Genomic DNA, 16,767 nt, shown 5'->3' on the forward strand with positions numbered 1-16,767 from the left:
TCACCTCGAATAACGGGATAAATTAAGCAAAATGCCGAGCGCCGTCAGCAGCAGCGTAAGCGACGAGCCTCCGTAGCTGACGAGCGGCAGCGTAATGCCCGTCACCGGCAGCAGGCCGATGACGACGCCAACGTTCATAAGCACCTGAACGCCGAAAATGCCGACGATGCCGGCCGCGAGAAAGCTGCCGAACGGATCGGCAATCGTAATCGCGCAGCGCATGCCGCGCCAGATGAGCAGGAGAAACAACAGCAGCAAAAGCGATCCTCCGATGAAACCGAGCTCCTCCGCCAAAATCGAAAAAATGAAATCCGTCTGCGGCTCCGGCAAGTAATTGTACTTTTGCCGGCTCATGCCGAGGCCCAAGCCCACGAGCCCGCCCGGCCCGATCGCGTAAAGCGACTGGATCGACTGGTAGCCCGCGCCGAGCGGGTCCTGCCACGGGTCGAGAAACGCCGTGATGCGCTGAAGGCGGTACGGCGCCGCCGCGATCAGGGCGACGAAGCCGGCAACCCCGAGCAGCGCGAGGCCGCCCAGATGGGCGAGCCTGGCTCCGGCCGCGAAAATGACGAGCAGCGACGCCCCGATCATGACGGCTCCGGTGCCAAGATCCGGCTGCAGCATGATGAGGGCGAACGCCGCGCTGAGAATGCCCAGCGGAGGCATCAGCCCCCGCGCGAAGGAATGCATCCGGTCCTGACGCTCGGAAAGAAAATGGGCGAGAAACAAAATCATCGCCAGCTTCATGAATTCCGAAGGCTGGATGCCGAACGATCCGATCCCCAGCCAGCTTCGGGCCCCGCCCCGCACGACGCCGATACCCGGAACGAGCACGACGACGAGCAGCGCGAAGCAGGCGATGAGCGCCGGCAGCGTCCATTTCTTGAGCCGGGCGTAATCGACGTTCATCGTGACGAACATGGCGGCGATGCCCATCGCGGCAAACACCAGCTGGCGCTTCACGTAATAAAACTTGTCTCCGTAATCGTGGAAAGCGGCTACGGCGCTGGCGCTGTAAACCATGACGATGCCGATCGCCAAAATGGCGAGCGTCGCCGCGATGATCCAGATATCGGGAGCGGAACGGGTCTTGACCATGGTACCGGACACCTCACGTAGACGAAGAAGTGGGGACGAGCCCCCTTCTTACAACGTATGCGCCGATTCCTTAAAAATGCGGCCCCGCACCTCATAGGACGCAAACATATCCCAGCTCGCGCAAGCCGGGGACAAAAGTACGGTGTCCCCTTCTTCAGCAAGTCCGGCGGCCTCTTTGACGGCAAGGCGAAGCGTATCGGCGGCATCCTCTACAGGATCGACGATTCGGACCGAACGTAAACCGGCCTTCTCCGCCACCTTGCCGATCTTCTCCCTCGTTTCCCCGATGGCGACGACCGCCTTGAGCCGGTCGCGAAACGACGGCAGCAGCTCCATGTAGTCCGAGCCGCGGTCGAGGCCGCCGGCAATGAGCACGAGCGGCGCCGGCAGCGAGGCGATCGACATCGCCGTCGCCGTCGGGTTCGTCGCTTTCGAGTCGTTGTAGTACTTGACGCCGCGGAACGTGCCGACGTACTCCAGCCGATGCTCCACGCCGGCGAACGTCTCGAGCGGCGCCGCAAGGCGTTCCGGCGACGCTCCGGCGCTCAAGGCGATCGCGATCGCCGCCAGCGCGTTCGCGGCGTTGTGCCGACCGGGCAAGCCCAGGCGGGCGACCGGAAGGATCGCCGTCTCCGTGCCGTCGCCGGGCCGGTACACGATCATGCGCCGCGACTCGTCCTCCGGCGCCTCGCCCTCCGCCGGCCGGGCGGACAGATACGGCGGCTCCACGCAGACGCCGCGCGCAAGGCTTTGCGTCAGCGAGAACGGCAGCGTCCTGGCGTTGAGCGATCCGGCAAGCCGCCGGCAAGCTTCGTCGTCCGCGTTGTACACCGCGACGTCGTCCGCCGTCTGATTGGCGAACATTTTCGCCTTCGAGCCGACGTAATCGTCCATCGTTCCGTGGTAATCGAGGTGCGTCTCCGCGACGTTGAGCAGGCAGGCGATCCGCGGCCGGAAGGCGCTCGTCCCCTTGAGCTGAAAGCTGCTCAGCTCCGCGACCAGCCAGCCGTCGGGCGACACCTCCGACACCGCGTCGGTCAGCGGGCGGCCGATATTACCGGCGACGAGCGGCTTGAGGCCGGCGGCCTCCAGCAGCCTGCCCGTCCACGTCGTCGTCGTCGTTTTGCCGTTGGAGCCGGTGATGCCGACGATCGGAGCCGGCGAAATCGCCGCGGCCACCTCGACCTCCGTGACGATCTCGACGCCGAGCTCGGCCGCCCTGACCAGCGGAGGCGCCGTATAGGGGATGCCCGGATTTTTGACCAGGAGCGCCGTTTCCCGCGTCACCAGATCGTCCGGATGTCCCCCGCACACAACAGAAATGCCCAAAGCTTCGAGCTCCGAAGCTTCGGGGCATTGTTCGCGAGGCTTGCGGTCGTTCGCGACGACGACCGCCCCCGCCCGATGAAACAGCTTCGCGGCGGCGACGCCGCTTCTCGCGAGACCGAGGACGACGACCCGCCGCCCCCGGTAACGGGTTGGTTGCTCCATGTTCTATATCCCCTTGTACAAGATGAATCCGGCCAGCGCAAGCACGAGCCCCGCGAACCAGAACGTGGTGACGACCCGCCATTCGGACCAGCCCGACAGCTCGAAATGATGGTGGATGGGGCTCATTTTGAACACCCGTTTGCCCCTTGTTTTGAACGAGATGACCTGAATGATGACGGACAGCATTTCGATGACGAACACGCCGCCGATCAGAATGAGCAAAAGCTCCGCCTTCGTCAAAATCGCGACGGCCGCCAGTCCTCCGCCGATGCCGAGCGACCCGGTGTCCCCCATGAATACTTTCGCCGGATGGGCGTTATAAACGAGAAAACCGAGCACCGCGCCGATCATCGCCGCCGAAAAAATCGCCGATTCCGACTGCGACGCTTCGAGCGCGATGAGCGCGTAAGCTCCGAACGCCAGGGCGCTTGTCCCCGACAGCAGGCCGTCCAGCCCGTCGGTAAAATTGACCGCGTTGCTCGCCGCGAAAAACATGACGACGACGAGCGGATAATAGCCCCAGCCGAGTTCGAGCGACCAATCGGTGCCGGGAATGCCGACCGCGGTCGAATGATCCATCCCGTGCAGCAGCACGCAAAAAACGACGGCGAACAGCAGCTGGCCGAGCAGCTTTTGCCTGGCGGTAAGGCCGAGCGAGCGCTTCAGCGCGATCTTGATATAATCGTCGAGAAAGCCGACCAGCCCGAATCCGAGACAGGCGACGATAAGCGCCCAATATTCCGGGCCCCGGTCGGCGAACCGCAAAAACGCGATCGTCAGCGCCAGCAAAATAATGACGCCGCCCATCGTGGGCGTGCCGGATTTCTTTTTGTGGGATTCCGGTCCTTCCGTCCGCACCTGCTGGCCGAACTTGAGGCGCCGCAAAACCGGGATGCACAGCGGGCCGAGCAAGACGGCGAGCAAAAAGGAAACGCCTAGCGTCCACAGCGTCGTCGTATAGTCCATCCTCTCACCCCACGGCTCCTTTTTGCAGCGCGAACGCGACCTCTTCCAGCTTCATGCCGCGCGAGGCTTTCACGAGCACGAGATCGTCCGGAGACAGCTCCGGCAGCAAAGCCTCGATCAATTCGCGCTTCGTTGCGAAGTGGCGGACGGCTCCTTCCGGAAAAGAAGCTTTCGCCCGCTCGGCCGTATGCGCCGAAAGCGGCCCGACCGTGTACAGGGCATCCGCCTTGTCCGGCGTCAGCGCCTCGCCGATGCCCGCATGAAACGCCGCCTCGTCCGGCCCGAGCTCCAGCATGTCGCTGAGCACGATCCACTTTTTGCGGTAGCCTTTCAGCTGGGCGACGAGTCCGATCGCCGCGCGCACCGCCGTCGGGCTGGAATTGTAAGCGTCGTTGAGCACGACCGCCCCGTTGTACGCCTTCGATCGTTCGATGCGCATTCCGGTCAGCTTCGCGGATTTGAGCCCGGTTGCGATTTGCTCGTCGCCCAGCCCGAACAGCCGGCCGACCGCGACGACCGCGAGCGCGTTCACCGCGTTGTGGCGTCCGGTCACGCCAAGCTCGAAAGCGGCGTCCGGGCGGTCCGCGATGCGGAAAACGCACCCTTCCAGCGTCACCTCGGCTTCCCGGAGGCGAACGTCGCAGCCCTCCCCTTCGCCGAAGGAGACGAGCCTTGCGCCTTCGGGCAAGGCAAGATGCGCGAGCTCTTCCCGGAGCAGCGGCTCGTCGCCGTTGTAGACGAGCGCGCCGCCGGCTTTCAGCCCTTCCGCGATTTCCAGCTTGGCGCGCGCGATGTTGCGGCGCGAGCCGAGCTGCAGCAGGTGGGCGTCGCCGATATTCGTGACGACGGCGGCGTCCGGCTTCGCGAGGCGCGAGAGCAGCGAAATTTCGCCTTTCCCGCTCATGCCCATTTCGAGCACGATCGCTTCCGTATCCGCCGGCGCCCGCAAGATCGTCAGCGGGAGCCCGATATGGTTGTTGAAATTGCCCGCGGTGGCGTGCACCTTGAACCCGGTCGCCAGCACCGAGGCGATCAGATCCTTCGTCGTCGTCTTGCCGTTGCTCCCGGTTACGCCGACGACGCGGGCGTTCAAGCCGGCCAAATAGCTTTCGGCCAGCTTTTGCAAGGCGGCAAGCGTATCCCGGACGACGACGAGCGGAATTCCGGCCCCGGGCGGAATCGGACGGTCCGCTTGCCAGAGGGCGGCCGCCGCTCCGGCCGCCTCGGCCGCCCGCAAATGATCGTGGCCGTCGAAGCGTTCTCCGGCGAGCGGCACGAACAGCTGACCCGGCGCGAGGCTCCTCGTATCGGTCGACACGCCGGCGATTTCGGTCTGTCCGGCGCCGGGCGCCCCCTCGATGCGGACGCCTCCGCACCAGTCCGCGACAGTATGCAAAGATGCGATCATCACGACTTTCGTCTCCTTAAAGCTTCTTTCGCAACGAGGCGGTCGTCGAAATCGTAGGTGACGCCGCCGATGATTTGATACGTTTCATGACCTTTCCCCGCAATCAATACTACATCTCCCGGGCTTGCCATTTCAACCGCCATCTCGATCGCGGCCTTTCGGTCCGGTTCCAGTATGTAGCGCTCCCGGGGCGTGCCGATGTCCGCGAGCCCCGCCTCGATGTCCCGCAAAATCGCGGCCGGATCCTCCGAGCGCGGATTGTCGCTCGTCACGATCAGCCTGTCGGCGAGCTGTGCGGCGATTCGGCCCATGATCGGCCGCTTCGTCCGGTCGCGGTCCCCGCCGCAGCCGAAAACGCATATCACTTGTCCCTTTGCCAGCTCCCGGACGGTGCGGAGCACGTTGTCCAGCCCGTCGGGCGTATGCGCGTAATCGACGATGACGGCAAACGGCTGGCCCTCGTCGACCGCTTCCACCCGGCCGGGAACGCCGGGCGTGCTCTCCAGGCTCGCGATCGCCCGGTCGAGCCCGATGCCTTCGCAAAGCGCGGCCGCGAGCGCCGCCAGCGCGTTGTAGACGTTGAACTTGCCGACGAGCTTGAGCTTCACTTCGCGGCTGCCGCGGAACGTGTCCGCCGTAAACGACGTTCCCCCGGCGGAGATGCGGACGTTCGACGCCCGAACGTGAGCCTCCCGCTCCACGCCGTAGGTCACCACTTCCGCCGCGGTCAGCCGGGCGAACCGTTCCGAAACGTCGTCGTCCGCGTTGAGCACGGCGTAGCCGCGCAAGGACGGATCGTCCTCGTAATGGTTGCCGATCCGGGAGAAAAACAGCCCCTTCGCGTCGGCGTATGCTTCCATCGTGCCGTGATAATCGAGATGGTCCTGCGTCAGGTTCGTAAATACCGCGCCGCGGAACCTTGTCCCCTTCACGCGGCCCTGCGCGAGCGCATGGGAGCTGACTTCCATGACGCAGCGCTCCGTTCCGGCGTCCGCCATCTCCCGGAAAATCCGCTGCAGGTTCAGCGCGTCGGGCGTCGTCCCCGACATCGGCAGGCTCCTTCCGGCGAACCGCGTTTCGATCGTGCCGATGACGCCGGGCGCGATGCCCGCGTCCGCCAGAATGCGCTCGATCAAATACGTCGTCGTCGTCTTGCCGTTCGTGCCGGTGACGCCGATCGGCAGCAGCTTGTGCGACGGACGTCCGAACCAGACGTCCGCAAGCTGCGCCAGCGCCTGCCCGACGTCGGGCACGACGAGCTGCGGCAAGGCGACGTCCAGCTCGCGGCCGACGACGAGCGCCGCCGCGCCGGCCGCCGCCGCTTGCGGCGCGAAATCGTGCCCGTCCACGGTATGGCCGGGCAAACAAAAGAACAGCTGACCCGGCCGCACGCGACGGGAATCAGCTTCGATGCCTTGTATAGGGACCCGGATATCGCCGACGGGACGGCATACGATCAACTGCCGGGCAAGTTCTTCCAATAACATAAGCCATCGGCCTCCTTCGACATGCAGTACACTCATTATCAACGAACGGACTCGCCGACACAAGTGAATCCAGCACGATTTTCTGAAAATGAAACGTTTTTCATTCGTCCGCGGCTTCCTCGCCCAAATAGATGCGGATGACCGACCCTTTCGCCACCCGCGAGCCGGCCGCGGGCGCCTGCCGGATGACCGTCGAGCCTTTGCCCGAAGCGGACAACGTAAAATTCATGTTCAGGTCCTCGTACAAATCCGAAACCGTCTTCCCGACGACGTTCGGCACCGTCACGATCCGCGTTTCGCCCGGCTTGTATTCCTTCGGAAGCTGGTCTGCGCTCGGCTTGACGCCGAGGTACGGCAGCGCGTCCGCCATGATGTTGCGCACGACGGGCGCCGCGACGACGCCGCCGAATTGAATGCCCTGCGGATTGTCGACCGCGACGTAAACGATCAGCTCGGGGTCGTCCGCCGGCGCGAAGCCGATAAAGGACACGATGTGCTCGTTCGGCGAGTACCTGCCGTTCACGACCTTTTGCGCGGTCCCCGTCTTGCCGCCGACCCGGTAGCCGTCCAGGAAGGCGTTGCCCCCCGTGCCGCGGGCGACGACGCTTTCGAGCGCCTCGCGAACCTGCCGCGACGTCTCGGGCGAGATGACCTCCCGGACGAGCTCGGGCTGCGTCTCCTCCAGCACGGTCCCGGTTTCCGGGTGCACCCATGCCTTGGACACGTGCGGCTTATACAGCTTTCCGCCGTTGATCGCCGCCGCCACCGCCGTAATTTGCTGGATCGGCGTAACGGAAACGCCCTGGCCGAACGAGGTCGTCGCGAGCTCGACCGGGCCGACCTGCTTCGGCTTGAACAAAATGCCGTTTTCTTCTCCCTCCAGGTCGATTCCGGTTCGCTTCCCGAAGCCGAAATCCTGGATATACTTGAACAGCGCGTCCTTGCCGAGCCGCTGCCCCAGCGCCACGAAGCCCGGGTTGCAGGAGTTTTCGACGACCTCGAGGAACGACTGGCTGCCGTGCCCTCCTTTTTTCCAGCAGCGCAGCTTGGCGCCGGCCACGTCCACAAAGCCGGGGTCGTAAAAAAACTCGTTTTTCAAATCGACCTTTTTTTCCTCGAGCGCCGCGGAGAGCGTAATGATCTTGAACGTCGACCCAGGCTCGTACGTCATCCAGATCGGCAAAATCCGGTTGTAGACGGACGGGTCGACCTCCTGATACAAATCGGGCTGAAACGTCGGACGGCTTCCCATCGCCAAAATTTCGCCGGTGTCCGGATCCATCGCGATGGCGATGACGCTGTCGGCCTGATATTGAAGCATGGCTTGATCGAGCTCGCGTTCGACGATCGACTGGATTTTTTGGTCGAGCGTAAGCTGGAGCGTGAGCCCGTCGCGCGACGGCACGTAATTTTCCGACGAATTCGGCATCTGCCTGCCCGCCGCGTCCGTCAGGAACGAAACGTTCCCGTTGATGCCGGACAGCAGCTCGTCATACTTTTTCTCCAGCCCCGTCAGTCCCCCGTCGTAGCCGACGATGCCGAGAATGTGCGACGCCATGCTGCCGTAAGGATAGTAACGCTTGCTGTCCTCCGCGACGACGATGCCCGGCAAATCGAGATCCCGGACCCGCTGCGCCAGCTCGGTCGTCATTTTGCGTCCCCCCGGCTGCAGCCGGACGTTGCTCTCCCTTTTCGTCAGCTGCGAATAAAGCTTCTCCTCCGTCATGCCGAGCAAGGGCGACAGCTTTCTCGCCGTTTCTCCCGGATCCTTGACCTGGGCCGGGACGGCGTACACCGTCGGCGAACTGACGTTATAAGCGAGGCTGACGCCGTTCCGATCCGCGATCGCCCCGCGTTTGGCGGCGAACGGAATTTCGCGTCTCCAGGAATCTTCCGCTTTTTCCGACAGTTCCTCCCCGTTCCACAGCTGAACGTATCCGAGCCGGAAAATCAGGGCGCCGAAACCGACGATCACGAAAATGAGAGCGGCGAACAGCCGCCTGCGCACGGTCACCTGAGATATTTTCATGCAAAGTCCCCCCTCCCCGGAACCGGCGGGCCGAGCCCGCACCGCTTAGTTCAAGCTATTCCGGGGAAGGGGGGGTTAGAACAAGCCTTATGGATTCGATTGCGTCCGATCGTCCGTCTCTTCTTCGGTCTGCCCGGCATCTCCGTCCGATTGTCCGTCGGCGGCATCGCCGGTCTCCCCGTCCGAAGCGCCGTCCTCGATTTCGGCTTTTTGACCGGGAGGCGCAAGGGCCAGCACGACGGATATGGCGCCGTCCGTGACCGTGGACTGTTGGGCGCTTACGTAGCCTTCGCCGGTCACCCGGCACGTCGCGCCGAGCAGCGAGCACAGATCGAGCGCGTCGCGCAGCGACAGCCCCGTCATGTCCGGCACGCTGCCGACTTTTTCCTCCGTAAGCAAGTAGACGCGGTCGGCCGTCGGAAACACGCTCCCCGCGACGGGCAGCTGGTGGAGCACTTTATCGCCCTTGCCGAGCACTTCCGCCTGAAACCCCGCGCTTTGCAGCGAAGCCGCCGCCTGCTCGATCGTCTTGCCCGCGGCGTCGGGAACGGTCGCCGTTACCGGCGCGCTTTCCGTCTCTTCGCCGGTTTCGGCGTCCTCCTCTTCCAATTGCGGCATGACGCCGAGATGGCGAAGCGACTGCTCCATGATTTTTTTGAAAATCGGGGCCGCGACCGAGCCGCCGCCCGCATATTCGTCCTGCGGACGGTCGACCAGGACGTACAGGACGATCTGCGGATCTTCCACCGGCGCGTAGCCGATGAACGAAACGACGAATTTGTCCTCGGAGTAAATCCCGTTTTCGACGACCTGGGCGGTGCCCGTTTTGCCGGCGATCCGGTAGCCGGGAATGTACGCGTTGCGGCCCGTGCCGATTTCCTGGTCGCTGACGACCTGCTCCAAATATTCGCCGACCTGCCTGGACGTTTCCTCGGAAATGACCTGGCGCACGACCTTCGGCTCGGTCACCGTTTTTTCTCCCGTTGCCGGATCGACGATCTCTTTGACCAAATGCGGCTGGTACAGCTTGCCGCCGTTCGCGACCGCCGCGACCGCCGCAACCTGCTGGATCGGCGTAACCGTTACGCCTTGGCCGAACGTGGCCGAAGCGTAGTCGCGATTCCACGTCAGCGACGTTTTGCCGATCACTTCGCCTTGCAGCTCGATGCCCGTTTTGGCGCCGAAGCCGAAATTGTCGATATATTGCTTGAACAACTCTTTGCCGAGCATTTGATAGCCGAGCTTGACGAACGCGACGTTACTGGAATATTTCAGGCCTTCCAAATACGAGATCCGGCCCCACCCGCTCCAGTTGTGATCGTGGATCGGCTTGTCCTTGCTGGAAATGCTGATGCTCCCCGAATCGTAGTAGGCGTTCGGATTGAACAGCCCTTCTTCCACCGCCGCCGCCAGCGTCACGATTTTGAAGGTCGAGCCGGGCTCGTACACCGACTGGATCGCGTTGTTTTTGAACGCTTCCTGATTGGACGAATAATTCCAATAGTTGTTCGGATCGAAATCCGGCAGGCTGACCATTCCCAGTATGTCCATCGTCTTCGGGTCGGCCGCGATCGCCGTGATGCTGACCGGATTATACTGCTTGTAAGCCTCTTTCAGCGCTTCTTCCATGTAAAACTGAATGTCCTGATCGATCGTCAGCCGGACGTTTTTCCCGTCGACCGCCTGCTTGACCTCTACGTTTCCGTTGGCCAATTGCGTCCGGATGCCGTCTTTTTCGTAGGTGATCGAGCCTTCCTGTCCCTTTAATTCTTCGTTCAGCGTTTTTTCCATCCCCATGACCGCTTCCCCTTCTTTATTCTCGTAGCCGAGAATATGCGAAGCCAGCGAATCGTTCGGATAAAAACGTTTCTTCTCTTCGATAAAATAAATGCCGACGTCGGATTGGCCGGTTTGCTCCTTCAACTGATCGCGAAACGCCATCAACCGGTCGGCGACTTCCTTGTCCATTTTCCAGCCTTCGGGACGGATTTCGCGTTGGGCAAGGTAGGTCCCGTCCGATTTTTTGGCGTCGATCGCCTCGCGAATCTCCGTCTCGTCCTTGCCCAGCACGATGCCGAACTTGGAAACGATCTGGTCGACCAAGCGCCATTCGGGATGCTCTTCTTCAAGCTCGTGAAGCTTTTTCGGCCCGACGGCCAGCGTATAGGCGACCGTGTCGGCGGCAAGCACCTTGCCGTCCCGGTCCGTGATCGTCCCGCGGTCCTGCACGAGCTTTTTGCTCGTTACCCAAGTTTGGCGGGCTTGTCCCTCCCAAAACTCGGCATTGGCGACTTGAACCCAATAGATTCGGACGATCAAACCGAAAAACAGGAGGGTGATGAGCCCTCCCAACAGCAGCGTGCGCAATTTGATTCGTCTTTCCATACCCTTTCACCCTCTGACAAAAGCTTTACGGATTCGAATCCGCGGCAGGTTGACCGGAGTCGGGAGACAGCGTGATCGGTTGTTCGTCGTTTTGCAAAAGTCCGTTCTGCCCGGCAATCTCTTTGATTCGGCTGGGATCTTTCAGCTTGTCGATTTCTCTTTGCAGCTCTTTGTTTTCTTCCACCCGCTGCTCGTACTGGGTCGTGACCGTTTGAATTTCGCGGTTGAGCTGATAGAGGCCCGCGTATCGGTAGATGACGACGCTGGATACGGCAACGAACAAAAATACGGACAGCAAATAAAGCAGTTTTTCCCCGACCGGAATCGAACGGCGGCGCGGATCGGGCGACCGCGAAGGCGCCGGCGCTTTCTTTCTTGCCGGCTCCTCGGGCTTCCGTTCCGGACGGAGAGCCAGGTTCCCATAATATTGTTGCGGCATTCCTTCAATCCCCTTCCGGTCTATTCGTCGAGACTCGCCTTCGCGAGCTTTTCGGCAATTCGCAATTTGGCCGAGCGCGCTCTCGGATTGGCCTCGAGTTCGCGTTCGGAAGGCAGAACAGGCTTGCGCGGGGTAAGCTTAAGCCTGCCCTCGCTCATGATCTCGACCGGAAACCCCGGCGGAGACATATTTTTCGGCACTTCTTTCGCAAACGTTTCTTTGCAAATGCGGTCTTCCAGCGAGTGAAACGTAATGACGGCGATCCGCCCGCCGGGCTTCAAACAATCGATCGCCTGCAGCAGCGCCTCGCGAAACGCCTCCAGTTCGTCGTTGACGGCGATTCGGATCGCCTGGAACGTCCGCTTCGCCGGATGCGGCCCCGTTCTGCGGGCCGCCGCGGGGATCGCGGACTTTACGATTTCGACCAGCTCGCCCGTCGTTTCGATCGAGGCTTTCGCTCTCGCCTCCGCGATCCGCCGGGCAATTTGCCGCGCGAACTTCTCTTCGCCGTAATCGCGGATGATGCGGGCGACTTCCCGCTCCTCCCATTCGTTGACGATTTGCTTCGCGTCGAGCTCCTGCTGCCGGTCCATCCGCATATCGAGTTCGGCATCGTGATTGTAGCTGAAGCCGCGATCGGCCTCGTCGAGCTGCGGGCTGGATACGCCCAGGTCGAACAAGATGCCGTCGACTTGAGGCTTCCCGTCCGCCAGCGGAACGCCGGCTTCCCGCAGGACCGATTCCAGGTGCCGGAAGTTGCTTTTCACCAGCGTCACCGCATCCCGATACGGAGCGAGCCGCTCCCGGGCGCTGGCCAGCGCCCGATCGTCCTGATCGAGGGCGAAAAGCCGGCCTTCCGGCGGCGTCAGCTTTGCGGCGATCGCTTCGCTGTGGCCGGCTCCTCCCAACGTGCAGTCGACATAAACGCCGTCCTCGCGGACGTTAAGCCCTTCGACCGCTTCCTCTTTCAGCACCGTAACATGGTGAAACAAATGCAAGCCCTCCCGGCAACCTCGTGGGTCCTTCGTTTTTTCTATCTTGCAGTAATTTGTTAACGTTTTTGGTGTCGTCGGAGCCGGTTAAGCCGACCTAGAAGTTCAAATCGAAATCGACGAGCTTCTCGGCAATCTCGTTGAACGATTCCTCGGATTGATCCTTGTAGGAATCCCAGACCGCTTTGTCCCAAATCTCGACCCGGGTCGAGACGCCGATGACGACGCACTCTTTTTCCAGCTTTGCGTACTCGCGCAAATGGCCGGGCAACGTTACCCTTCCCTGTTTATCCCATTCGCATTCGGACGCGCCGGAAAAGAAGAAACGCGTAAACGCCCGCGCATCCGATTTCATGAGCGGCAGCTGCTTCAGCTTCTGTTCGAACGCGTTCCATTCTTCGCGGGGGTAGACGAACAAACAGTTGTCCAATCCGCGGGTAACGATGAAGTCGGAACCGAGGGCTTCGCGAAACTTGGCAGGAATGATGATTCGGCCTTTGTCGTCAATCGAATGCTGAAATTCCCCCAAAAACATAAGCCCTCGTCACCCCCTCCACTATACACCACTTTCCCCCACTTTGTGCCACTTAGGATGATTATTCGCGTCATAAAATAAAAATCCTGCCTGGATGGCAGGATTTTAAAAAATATTTTACGGGATTAAACGAGTTTTATCGGCTTTCCTCTCCGCCGTCCGTGTCGGCTGGTGCCGGCTGTTCGGCGAGTTCGGCGTCCGAAGGCATTTTATCGGCGTTCAGCCGTTTTCGCTTCTCCGCGCTTCGATGGTTTCTGACAGCCCGGCTTCGGCGGACGACGAAAAAGGCGGGGACGGCGACGATCGCGATGACGAGCAGCACGGGCAGCAACGCGGCCAAAAACGTGAGCAGGCTTTCGCCGACGGCCCGCAAGACGCGGGCGCTGCCCTCCATCGCGGCCGACAGCCGCTCTCCCAATGACGCGCCTTCGTTTTCTTCGAATTCCGCCTCCTGCGCGCCCTCGTAAAGACGCAAATTGACGGTGGAGTAGGCGACGTTTTGGTCGAGATAGCGCATTCTTCCCTTGATTTGCTCGATCGTTTGCTGAACGCGCGCCACTTCATTGGAGAAATGAACCAGATCGTCCGAATTCGTCGCCTTATCCATAAAGCTCAGCAACCGGGCCTCCAGCGCCTCGTTCGCCTTCAGTCTCGCTTCGAGGTCGACGTATTCTTCGGAAACGTCGTTGCCTTCCATTTGCCGTTCGAAAGAGAGATGGGGGATTTGCTTGAGTTCGTCGAGAAACGAGCTGAAGCCGGAGGACGGCACTTTAATGACGTACGTGGAGCCGGCGCGCCCATTCGTTTGACTGTCCGCGAATTGGACGATATAGCCCCCGCTTTGAAATATCGCGTTCGCCACCCGCTCTTCCCCTTCGGCGAACGATTCCACTTTCATCGTCACGTTTGCGGTATAAATCATTTTTCGGTTGTAGCCGCCGGCGGCATCGGCGATCGGGCCGATTCCCGCCTGGGCGCCGGTTCCCTCTTCCATCTCGCCCGCCTGCGCGTTGCCCGCTCCCGCCGCGGCGCCGGCCGAGTCCGCCATGGCGGCACTCCCGTCGCCGGCGCTGGCGGATGGCACCGCCGCCGGAGAACCGCCGGTTTCGCCGGCGGCGCCGGATTGTCCGGCCGCCGACTGCGAGCTTTGCGAAGCGGCGGTCATGGACAGCGCCTCCGCCCCGCCGGCCCCGGGTTCCGCCGCCGGCGCCGCCATCTCCTGCGGAGCCGAGTCCGCTTCATCCGACGCGGAACTGCAGCCTCCCGCGAGCAGCACGAGAACCGTCAGCAAGAGCAACGAAAGCCAACTCGCCTTGCCGACCGCGCTTCCTTGCTTCTTTTGCCAAATCCCCCTCATGTCCATTTCCCCCTTTTTATGGTTCTGACCGTTAGACGCGGCGCAAAAGGAAAATGTTACATATTTCTGCGGAGGCGTTTCGTCGGGCATTCGCTTGCCTTTCAAACCGCTTGCTTTTGAGCCGAAAGCCGATTCGGCCGGACGCAAGGAAACCGAAACAAACGCTTTTCATTGCTTAAGTCATGCATATTTAAATTGAGCGGTCGGCAGTCGGGGCGGGTATGAGGGTGAAATGTTAGAGTACATTGGCGTCTTGCGAGGCTTGGGGCGGTCATGTAGGCGAAATGTTCGGGGACATTAGCTGCTTGCAGGCTCAGGACAGTCATAAGGGCGAATTGCTCGGTGTGATTGCGATGTTTCGAGGGATATCGGGTTGCATGCAAGTTAAGGCGAAGCTTCGTTGGATTTTGTCCACTACGTATGCAAAAAACCTGACATGAAGCTAGCCAAAATAAAAAAAGTCTCCTATTGTAGAGGAAGCAGACAAAATTGCCCATTTCCCTACAAAGGAGAACTAACCCATGGGCAATATACACCAAAAAACGGTTATGCGCAAGTGTTTAAAAGAACTTAAGCTCCATATGGGAAAACTTCCTTTGGCGGATCGCTATGCGAAGAAATTGACGATCACCGCGGCCATCCTGTTATGTATCGAGGGGGAAATTCAGCAGCGAAGGACCTTGGAAGATATTCAGCTCCATTTGACTACAGATCCTTATCTTCAAAAACTGGCTGGCGTGTCTTCCGTTCATGCCTCGACGCTGAATCGAAAGCTGGCGAAACTGCCCTTGGATTACTTGCAGTGCATCTTCGAACGGTTAGCCTCCCGACTGCAACAACTGATGCCAGGCGCCAAGGGAGTTGGTCATTTGGGTAAACTGGCCCCTATCGATTCAAGCAGTTTCCTTCTTCCGTTTGTGTTTGGCGATTGGACCTTTTATCAGGATCGAACCAAGGGGGTGAAGATGCACACTCGGCTGCTATGCTTGGACGAAGAAAATCCCTTTCCGGACCGGATCGTCTTGTCCACGGTTGGGGTCTCTGATCAGATGGCGGTTGATGAGCTCGTGACACGCAAGGATCTGACCTACATTTTGGACCGGGGCTACGTGAATTACACGCGCTTTTGTGCATGGGCGAAAGACGGCATTACCTTTGTGGCCCGACTTAAAACGACCAACACGTTCACGGTATTGCAGGAGCACCCTGTGAAGGCCGACACGCCGATCCTGCGGGATGCAACCGTCACGATCTACGACAAGAAGACGAAAACCCATCGGCCGTTTCGCTTGGTGGAGTTCCAGGACGAGAAGGGTCGGACCTACAGGCTGCTGACCAACCGCTTCGATCTTAGCGCCGCGGACGTAGGGGAAGTCTATCGCTGCAGATGGCAAATTGAGTTGTTTTTTAAGTGGATCAAGCAACACCTGACGACGATCACCTTTCACAACCATGATCCGACTGCCGTAGGGGCTCAGTTGTATCTGGGCGTCATTAGCTATCTGTTGTGCCAGCTCGTGCATCGGCAAACGCCGAACAAGTTGACCCTGTTTAACTTTGTTCGTTATTTGCGTCATTACAGCCAATACCCGTGGAAGCGGTTCGTCGCCATCTTGAATAAACCTACGGAACGAACCAGTCGGGGAAGGCAAAAGCGAAAACAAGCCAAGACCGTCCCTCGGATTCAACCTGGCAGAGGCAAAAATGAACGTGAGGTTGTGAAGATTCTAGTCCCGTAACGAAACCATTTGGATCCAAACCTTTTTTTGGCAATTTTTTCTGCGATTCCTCCCCTGTTGCTCGTTTTTCCTCTCCCCATCCAAACGACATGTAAAATATTAGGTCAAAGGAAATAATAATGACAAACCAACTCGGTACTGGATTTCGCGTTAGGTTTATTGCATGTATAGTGGATTTTGTCCAATCAAAAACGGCTTTTTCAGGAAACTCGATGCCTTCGTTGGATTTTGTCCAATCGGGAGAGGCATTTTAGGAGATTTTGCCCCGATTCCAAGCTCCTCGTTGGATAAAATCCACTCTAGACGGCGGTCCCCTCGTTTTTAGCTCCGTAGAGTGGATAAAATCCAACATAGAAACCGATCGCAGCGCCCCAGGCAGCCCCAGCCGGCTCCAGCCACCCCAAGTCCGTTCCATTAAGTTCCAGTCAACCCCAGCCAAGCAGCCTCAACCGGCTAAAACCAGGAACCCGTCCAACTAGTCCAAACCAGCCCAAGCCAAGCCACCGTCCCGCAGCCGACATTTCATCCAAGCTCCCGGAAGCGCGGCCCATGAGCCTTCAAGCGTGTTTCGAGCAGTAGCCGCATCTCGACCGGATCGACAGCATGCGTGCGAGGGCGGCGTGACGAGTAATGGTTACTCATTTGAGTCCGGCTATTTGCGTGCGGAGGGTCGAGATGAGTCGCCATGACTCAACTGGATCGACAGCATGCGTGCGAGGGCGGCGTGACGAGTAATGGTTACTCATTTGAGTCCGGCTTGTTGCGTGCGGAGGGTCGAGATGAGTCGCCACGACTCAATTGGATCGACAGCATGCGTGCGAGGGCGGCGTGACGAGTAAAT

General features: G+C 60.2%; 12 protein-coding genes. 1 reads left to right on the plus strand and 11 read right to left on the minus strand.

Features of this window, described 5'->3' with window-relative positions:
- From spoVE to B7E11_RS26710, 11 genes are all read right to left on the minus strand, one after another.
- Positions 1-1,098: a stage V sporulation protein E gene (gene spoVE, locus B7E11_RS26660; RefSeq protein ID WP_080840470.1), complete on the minus strand. Its 1,098-nt coding sequence runs from the start codon at positions 1,096-1,098 to the stop codon at positions 1-3.
- A gap of 48 nt (positions 1,099-1,146) precedes the next feature.
- Positions 1,147-2,589 carry a UDP-N-acetylmuramoyl-L-alanine--D-glutamate ligase gene (gene murD, locus B7E11_RS26665; RefSeq protein WP_080840472.1) on the minus strand — a complete coding sequence of 481 codons (1,443 nt, stop codon included), beginning with the start codon at positions 2,587-2,589 and terminating at the stop codon, positions 1,147-1,149.
- Positions 2,590-2,592: 3 nt separating this feature from the next.
- Positions 2,593-3,555, minus strand: coding sequence for a phospho-N-acetylmuramoyl-pentapeptide-transferase (mraY, locus tag B7E11_RS26670; protein ID WP_080840474.1), 963 nt, complete (start codon positions 3,553-3,555; stop codon positions 2,593-2,595).
- Positions 3,556-3,559: 4 nt separating this feature from the next.
- On the minus strand, positions 3,560-4,966 hold the full coding sequence (locus tag B7E11_RS26675) for a UDP-N-acetylmuramoyl-tripeptide--D-alanyl-D-alanine ligase (RefSeq protein WP_080840476.1): 1,407 nt from the start codon (positions 4,964-4,966) through the stop codon (positions 3,560-3,562).
- The gene (locus B7E11_RS26680; protein WP_080840477.1) at positions 4,963-6,450 is read right to left on the minus strand and encodes a UDP-N-acetylmuramoyl-L-alanyl-D-glutamate--2,6-diaminopimelate ligase; all 1,488 of its coding nucleotides are present in this window, start codon (positions 6,448-6,450) and stop codon (positions 4,963-4,965) included. Before B7E11_RS26680 ends, B7E11_RS26675 begins: the two co-directional genes overlap by 4 nt.
- A gap of 100 nt (positions 6,451-6,550) precedes the next feature.
- Positions 6,551-8,479 carry a stage V sporulation protein D gene (locus B7E11_RS26685; protein WP_080840478.1) on the minus strand — a complete coding sequence of 643 codons (1,929 nt, stop codon included), beginning with the start codon at positions 8,477-8,479 and terminating at the stop codon, positions 6,551-6,553.
- Between the two features lie 87 nt (positions 8,480-8,566).
- Positions 8,567-10,864 (minus strand): penicillin-binding transpeptidase domain-containing protein, encoded by a 2,298-nt coding sequence (locus B7E11_RS26690; protein WP_080840479.1) that lies wholly within the window; start codon positions 10,862-10,864, stop codon positions 8,567-8,569.
- A gap of 25 nt (positions 10,865-10,889) precedes the next feature.
- Complete coding sequence (ftsL, locus tag B7E11_RS26695) at positions 10,890-11,303, minus strand: cell division protein FtsL (protein ID WP_080840480.1); 414 nt, start codon at positions 11,301-11,303, stop codon at positions 10,890-10,892.
- Positions 11,304-11,323: 20 nt separating this feature from the next.
- On the minus strand, positions 11,324-12,295 hold the full coding sequence (gene rsmH / locus B7E11_RS26700) for a 16S rRNA (cytosine(1402)-N(4))-methyltransferase RsmH (protein ID WP_080840481.1): 972 nt from the start codon (positions 12,293-12,295) through the stop codon (positions 11,324-11,326).
- A 97-nt stretch (positions 12,296-12,392) separates the two neighbouring features.
- Positions 12,393-12,830: a division/cell wall cluster transcriptional repressor MraZ gene (gene mraZ / locus B7E11_RS26705; RefSeq protein ID WP_080840482.1), complete on the minus strand. Its 438-nt coding sequence runs from the start codon at positions 12,828-12,830 to the stop codon at positions 12,393-12,395.
- A gap of 136 nt (positions 12,831-12,966) precedes the next feature.
- The gene (locus tag B7E11_RS26710; protein WP_080840483.1) at positions 12,967-14,187 is read right to left on the minus strand and encodes a DUF4349 domain-containing protein; all 1,221 of its coding nucleotides are present in this window, start codon (positions 14,185-14,187) and stop codon (positions 12,967-12,969) included.
- Positions 14,188-14,708: 521 nt separating this feature from the next.
- On the opposite strand from B7E11_RS26710, the gene B7E11_RS26715 reads away from it, so the two are divergent.
- Positions 14,709-15,926, plus strand: coding sequence for an IS4 family transposase (locus B7E11_RS26715; RefSeq protein ID WP_080840484.1), 1,218 nt, complete (start codon positions 14,709-14,711; stop codon positions 15,924-15,926).
- Positions 15,927-16,767: the final 841 nt, after the last annotated feature.

It is taken from the genome of Cohnella massiliensis, assembly GCF_900169535.1.
Classification (GTDB): Bacteria; Bacillota; Bacilli; order Paenibacillales; family Paenibacillaceae; genus Cohnella; species Cohnella algarum.

What these genes read in the sequence shown, in the direction of transcription:
- spoVE (WP_080840470.1), bottom strand. Translation starts at nt 1,098, where the DNA reads ATGGTCAAGACCCGTTCCGCTCCCGATATCTGGATCATCGCGGCGACG.
- murD (WP_080840472.1), bottom strand. Translation starts at nt 2,589, where the DNA reads ATGGAGCAACCAACCCGTTACCGGGGGCGGCGGGTCGTCGTCCTCGGT.
- mraY (WP_080840474.1), bottom strand. Translation starts at nt 3,555, where the DNA reads ATGGACTATACGACGACGCTGTGGACGCTAGGCGTTTCCTTTTTGCTC.
- B7E11_RS26680 (WP_080840477.1), bottom strand. Translation starts at nt 6,450, where the DNA reads ATGTTATTGGAAGAACTTGCCCGGCAGTTGATCGTATGCCGTCCCGTC.
- B7E11_RS26685 (WP_080840478.1), bottom strand. Translation starts at nt 8,479, where the DNA reads ATGAAAATATCTCAGGTGACCGTGCGCAGGCGGCTGTTCGCCGCTCTC.
- B7E11_RS26690 (WP_080840479.1), bottom strand. Translation starts at nt 10,864, where the DNA reads ATGGAAAGACGAATCAAATTGCGCACGCTGCTGTTGGGAGGGCTCATC.
- ftsL (WP_080840480.1), bottom strand. Translation starts at nt 11,303, where the DNA reads ATGCCGCAACAATATTATGGGAACCTGGCTCTCCGTCCGGAACGGAAG.
- mraZ (WP_080840482.1), bottom strand. Translation starts at nt 12,830, where the DNA reads ATGTTTTTGGGGGAATTTCAGCATTCGATTGACGACAAAGGCCGAATC.
- B7E11_RS26710 (WP_080840483.1), bottom strand. Translation starts at nt 14,187, where the DNA reads ATGAGGGGGATTTGGCAAAAGAAGCAAGGAAGCGCGGTCGGCAAGGCG.
- B7E11_RS26715 (WP_080840484.1), top strand. Translation starts at nt 14,709, where the DNA reads ATGGGCAATATACACCAAAAAACGGTTATGCGCAAGTGTTTAAAAGAA.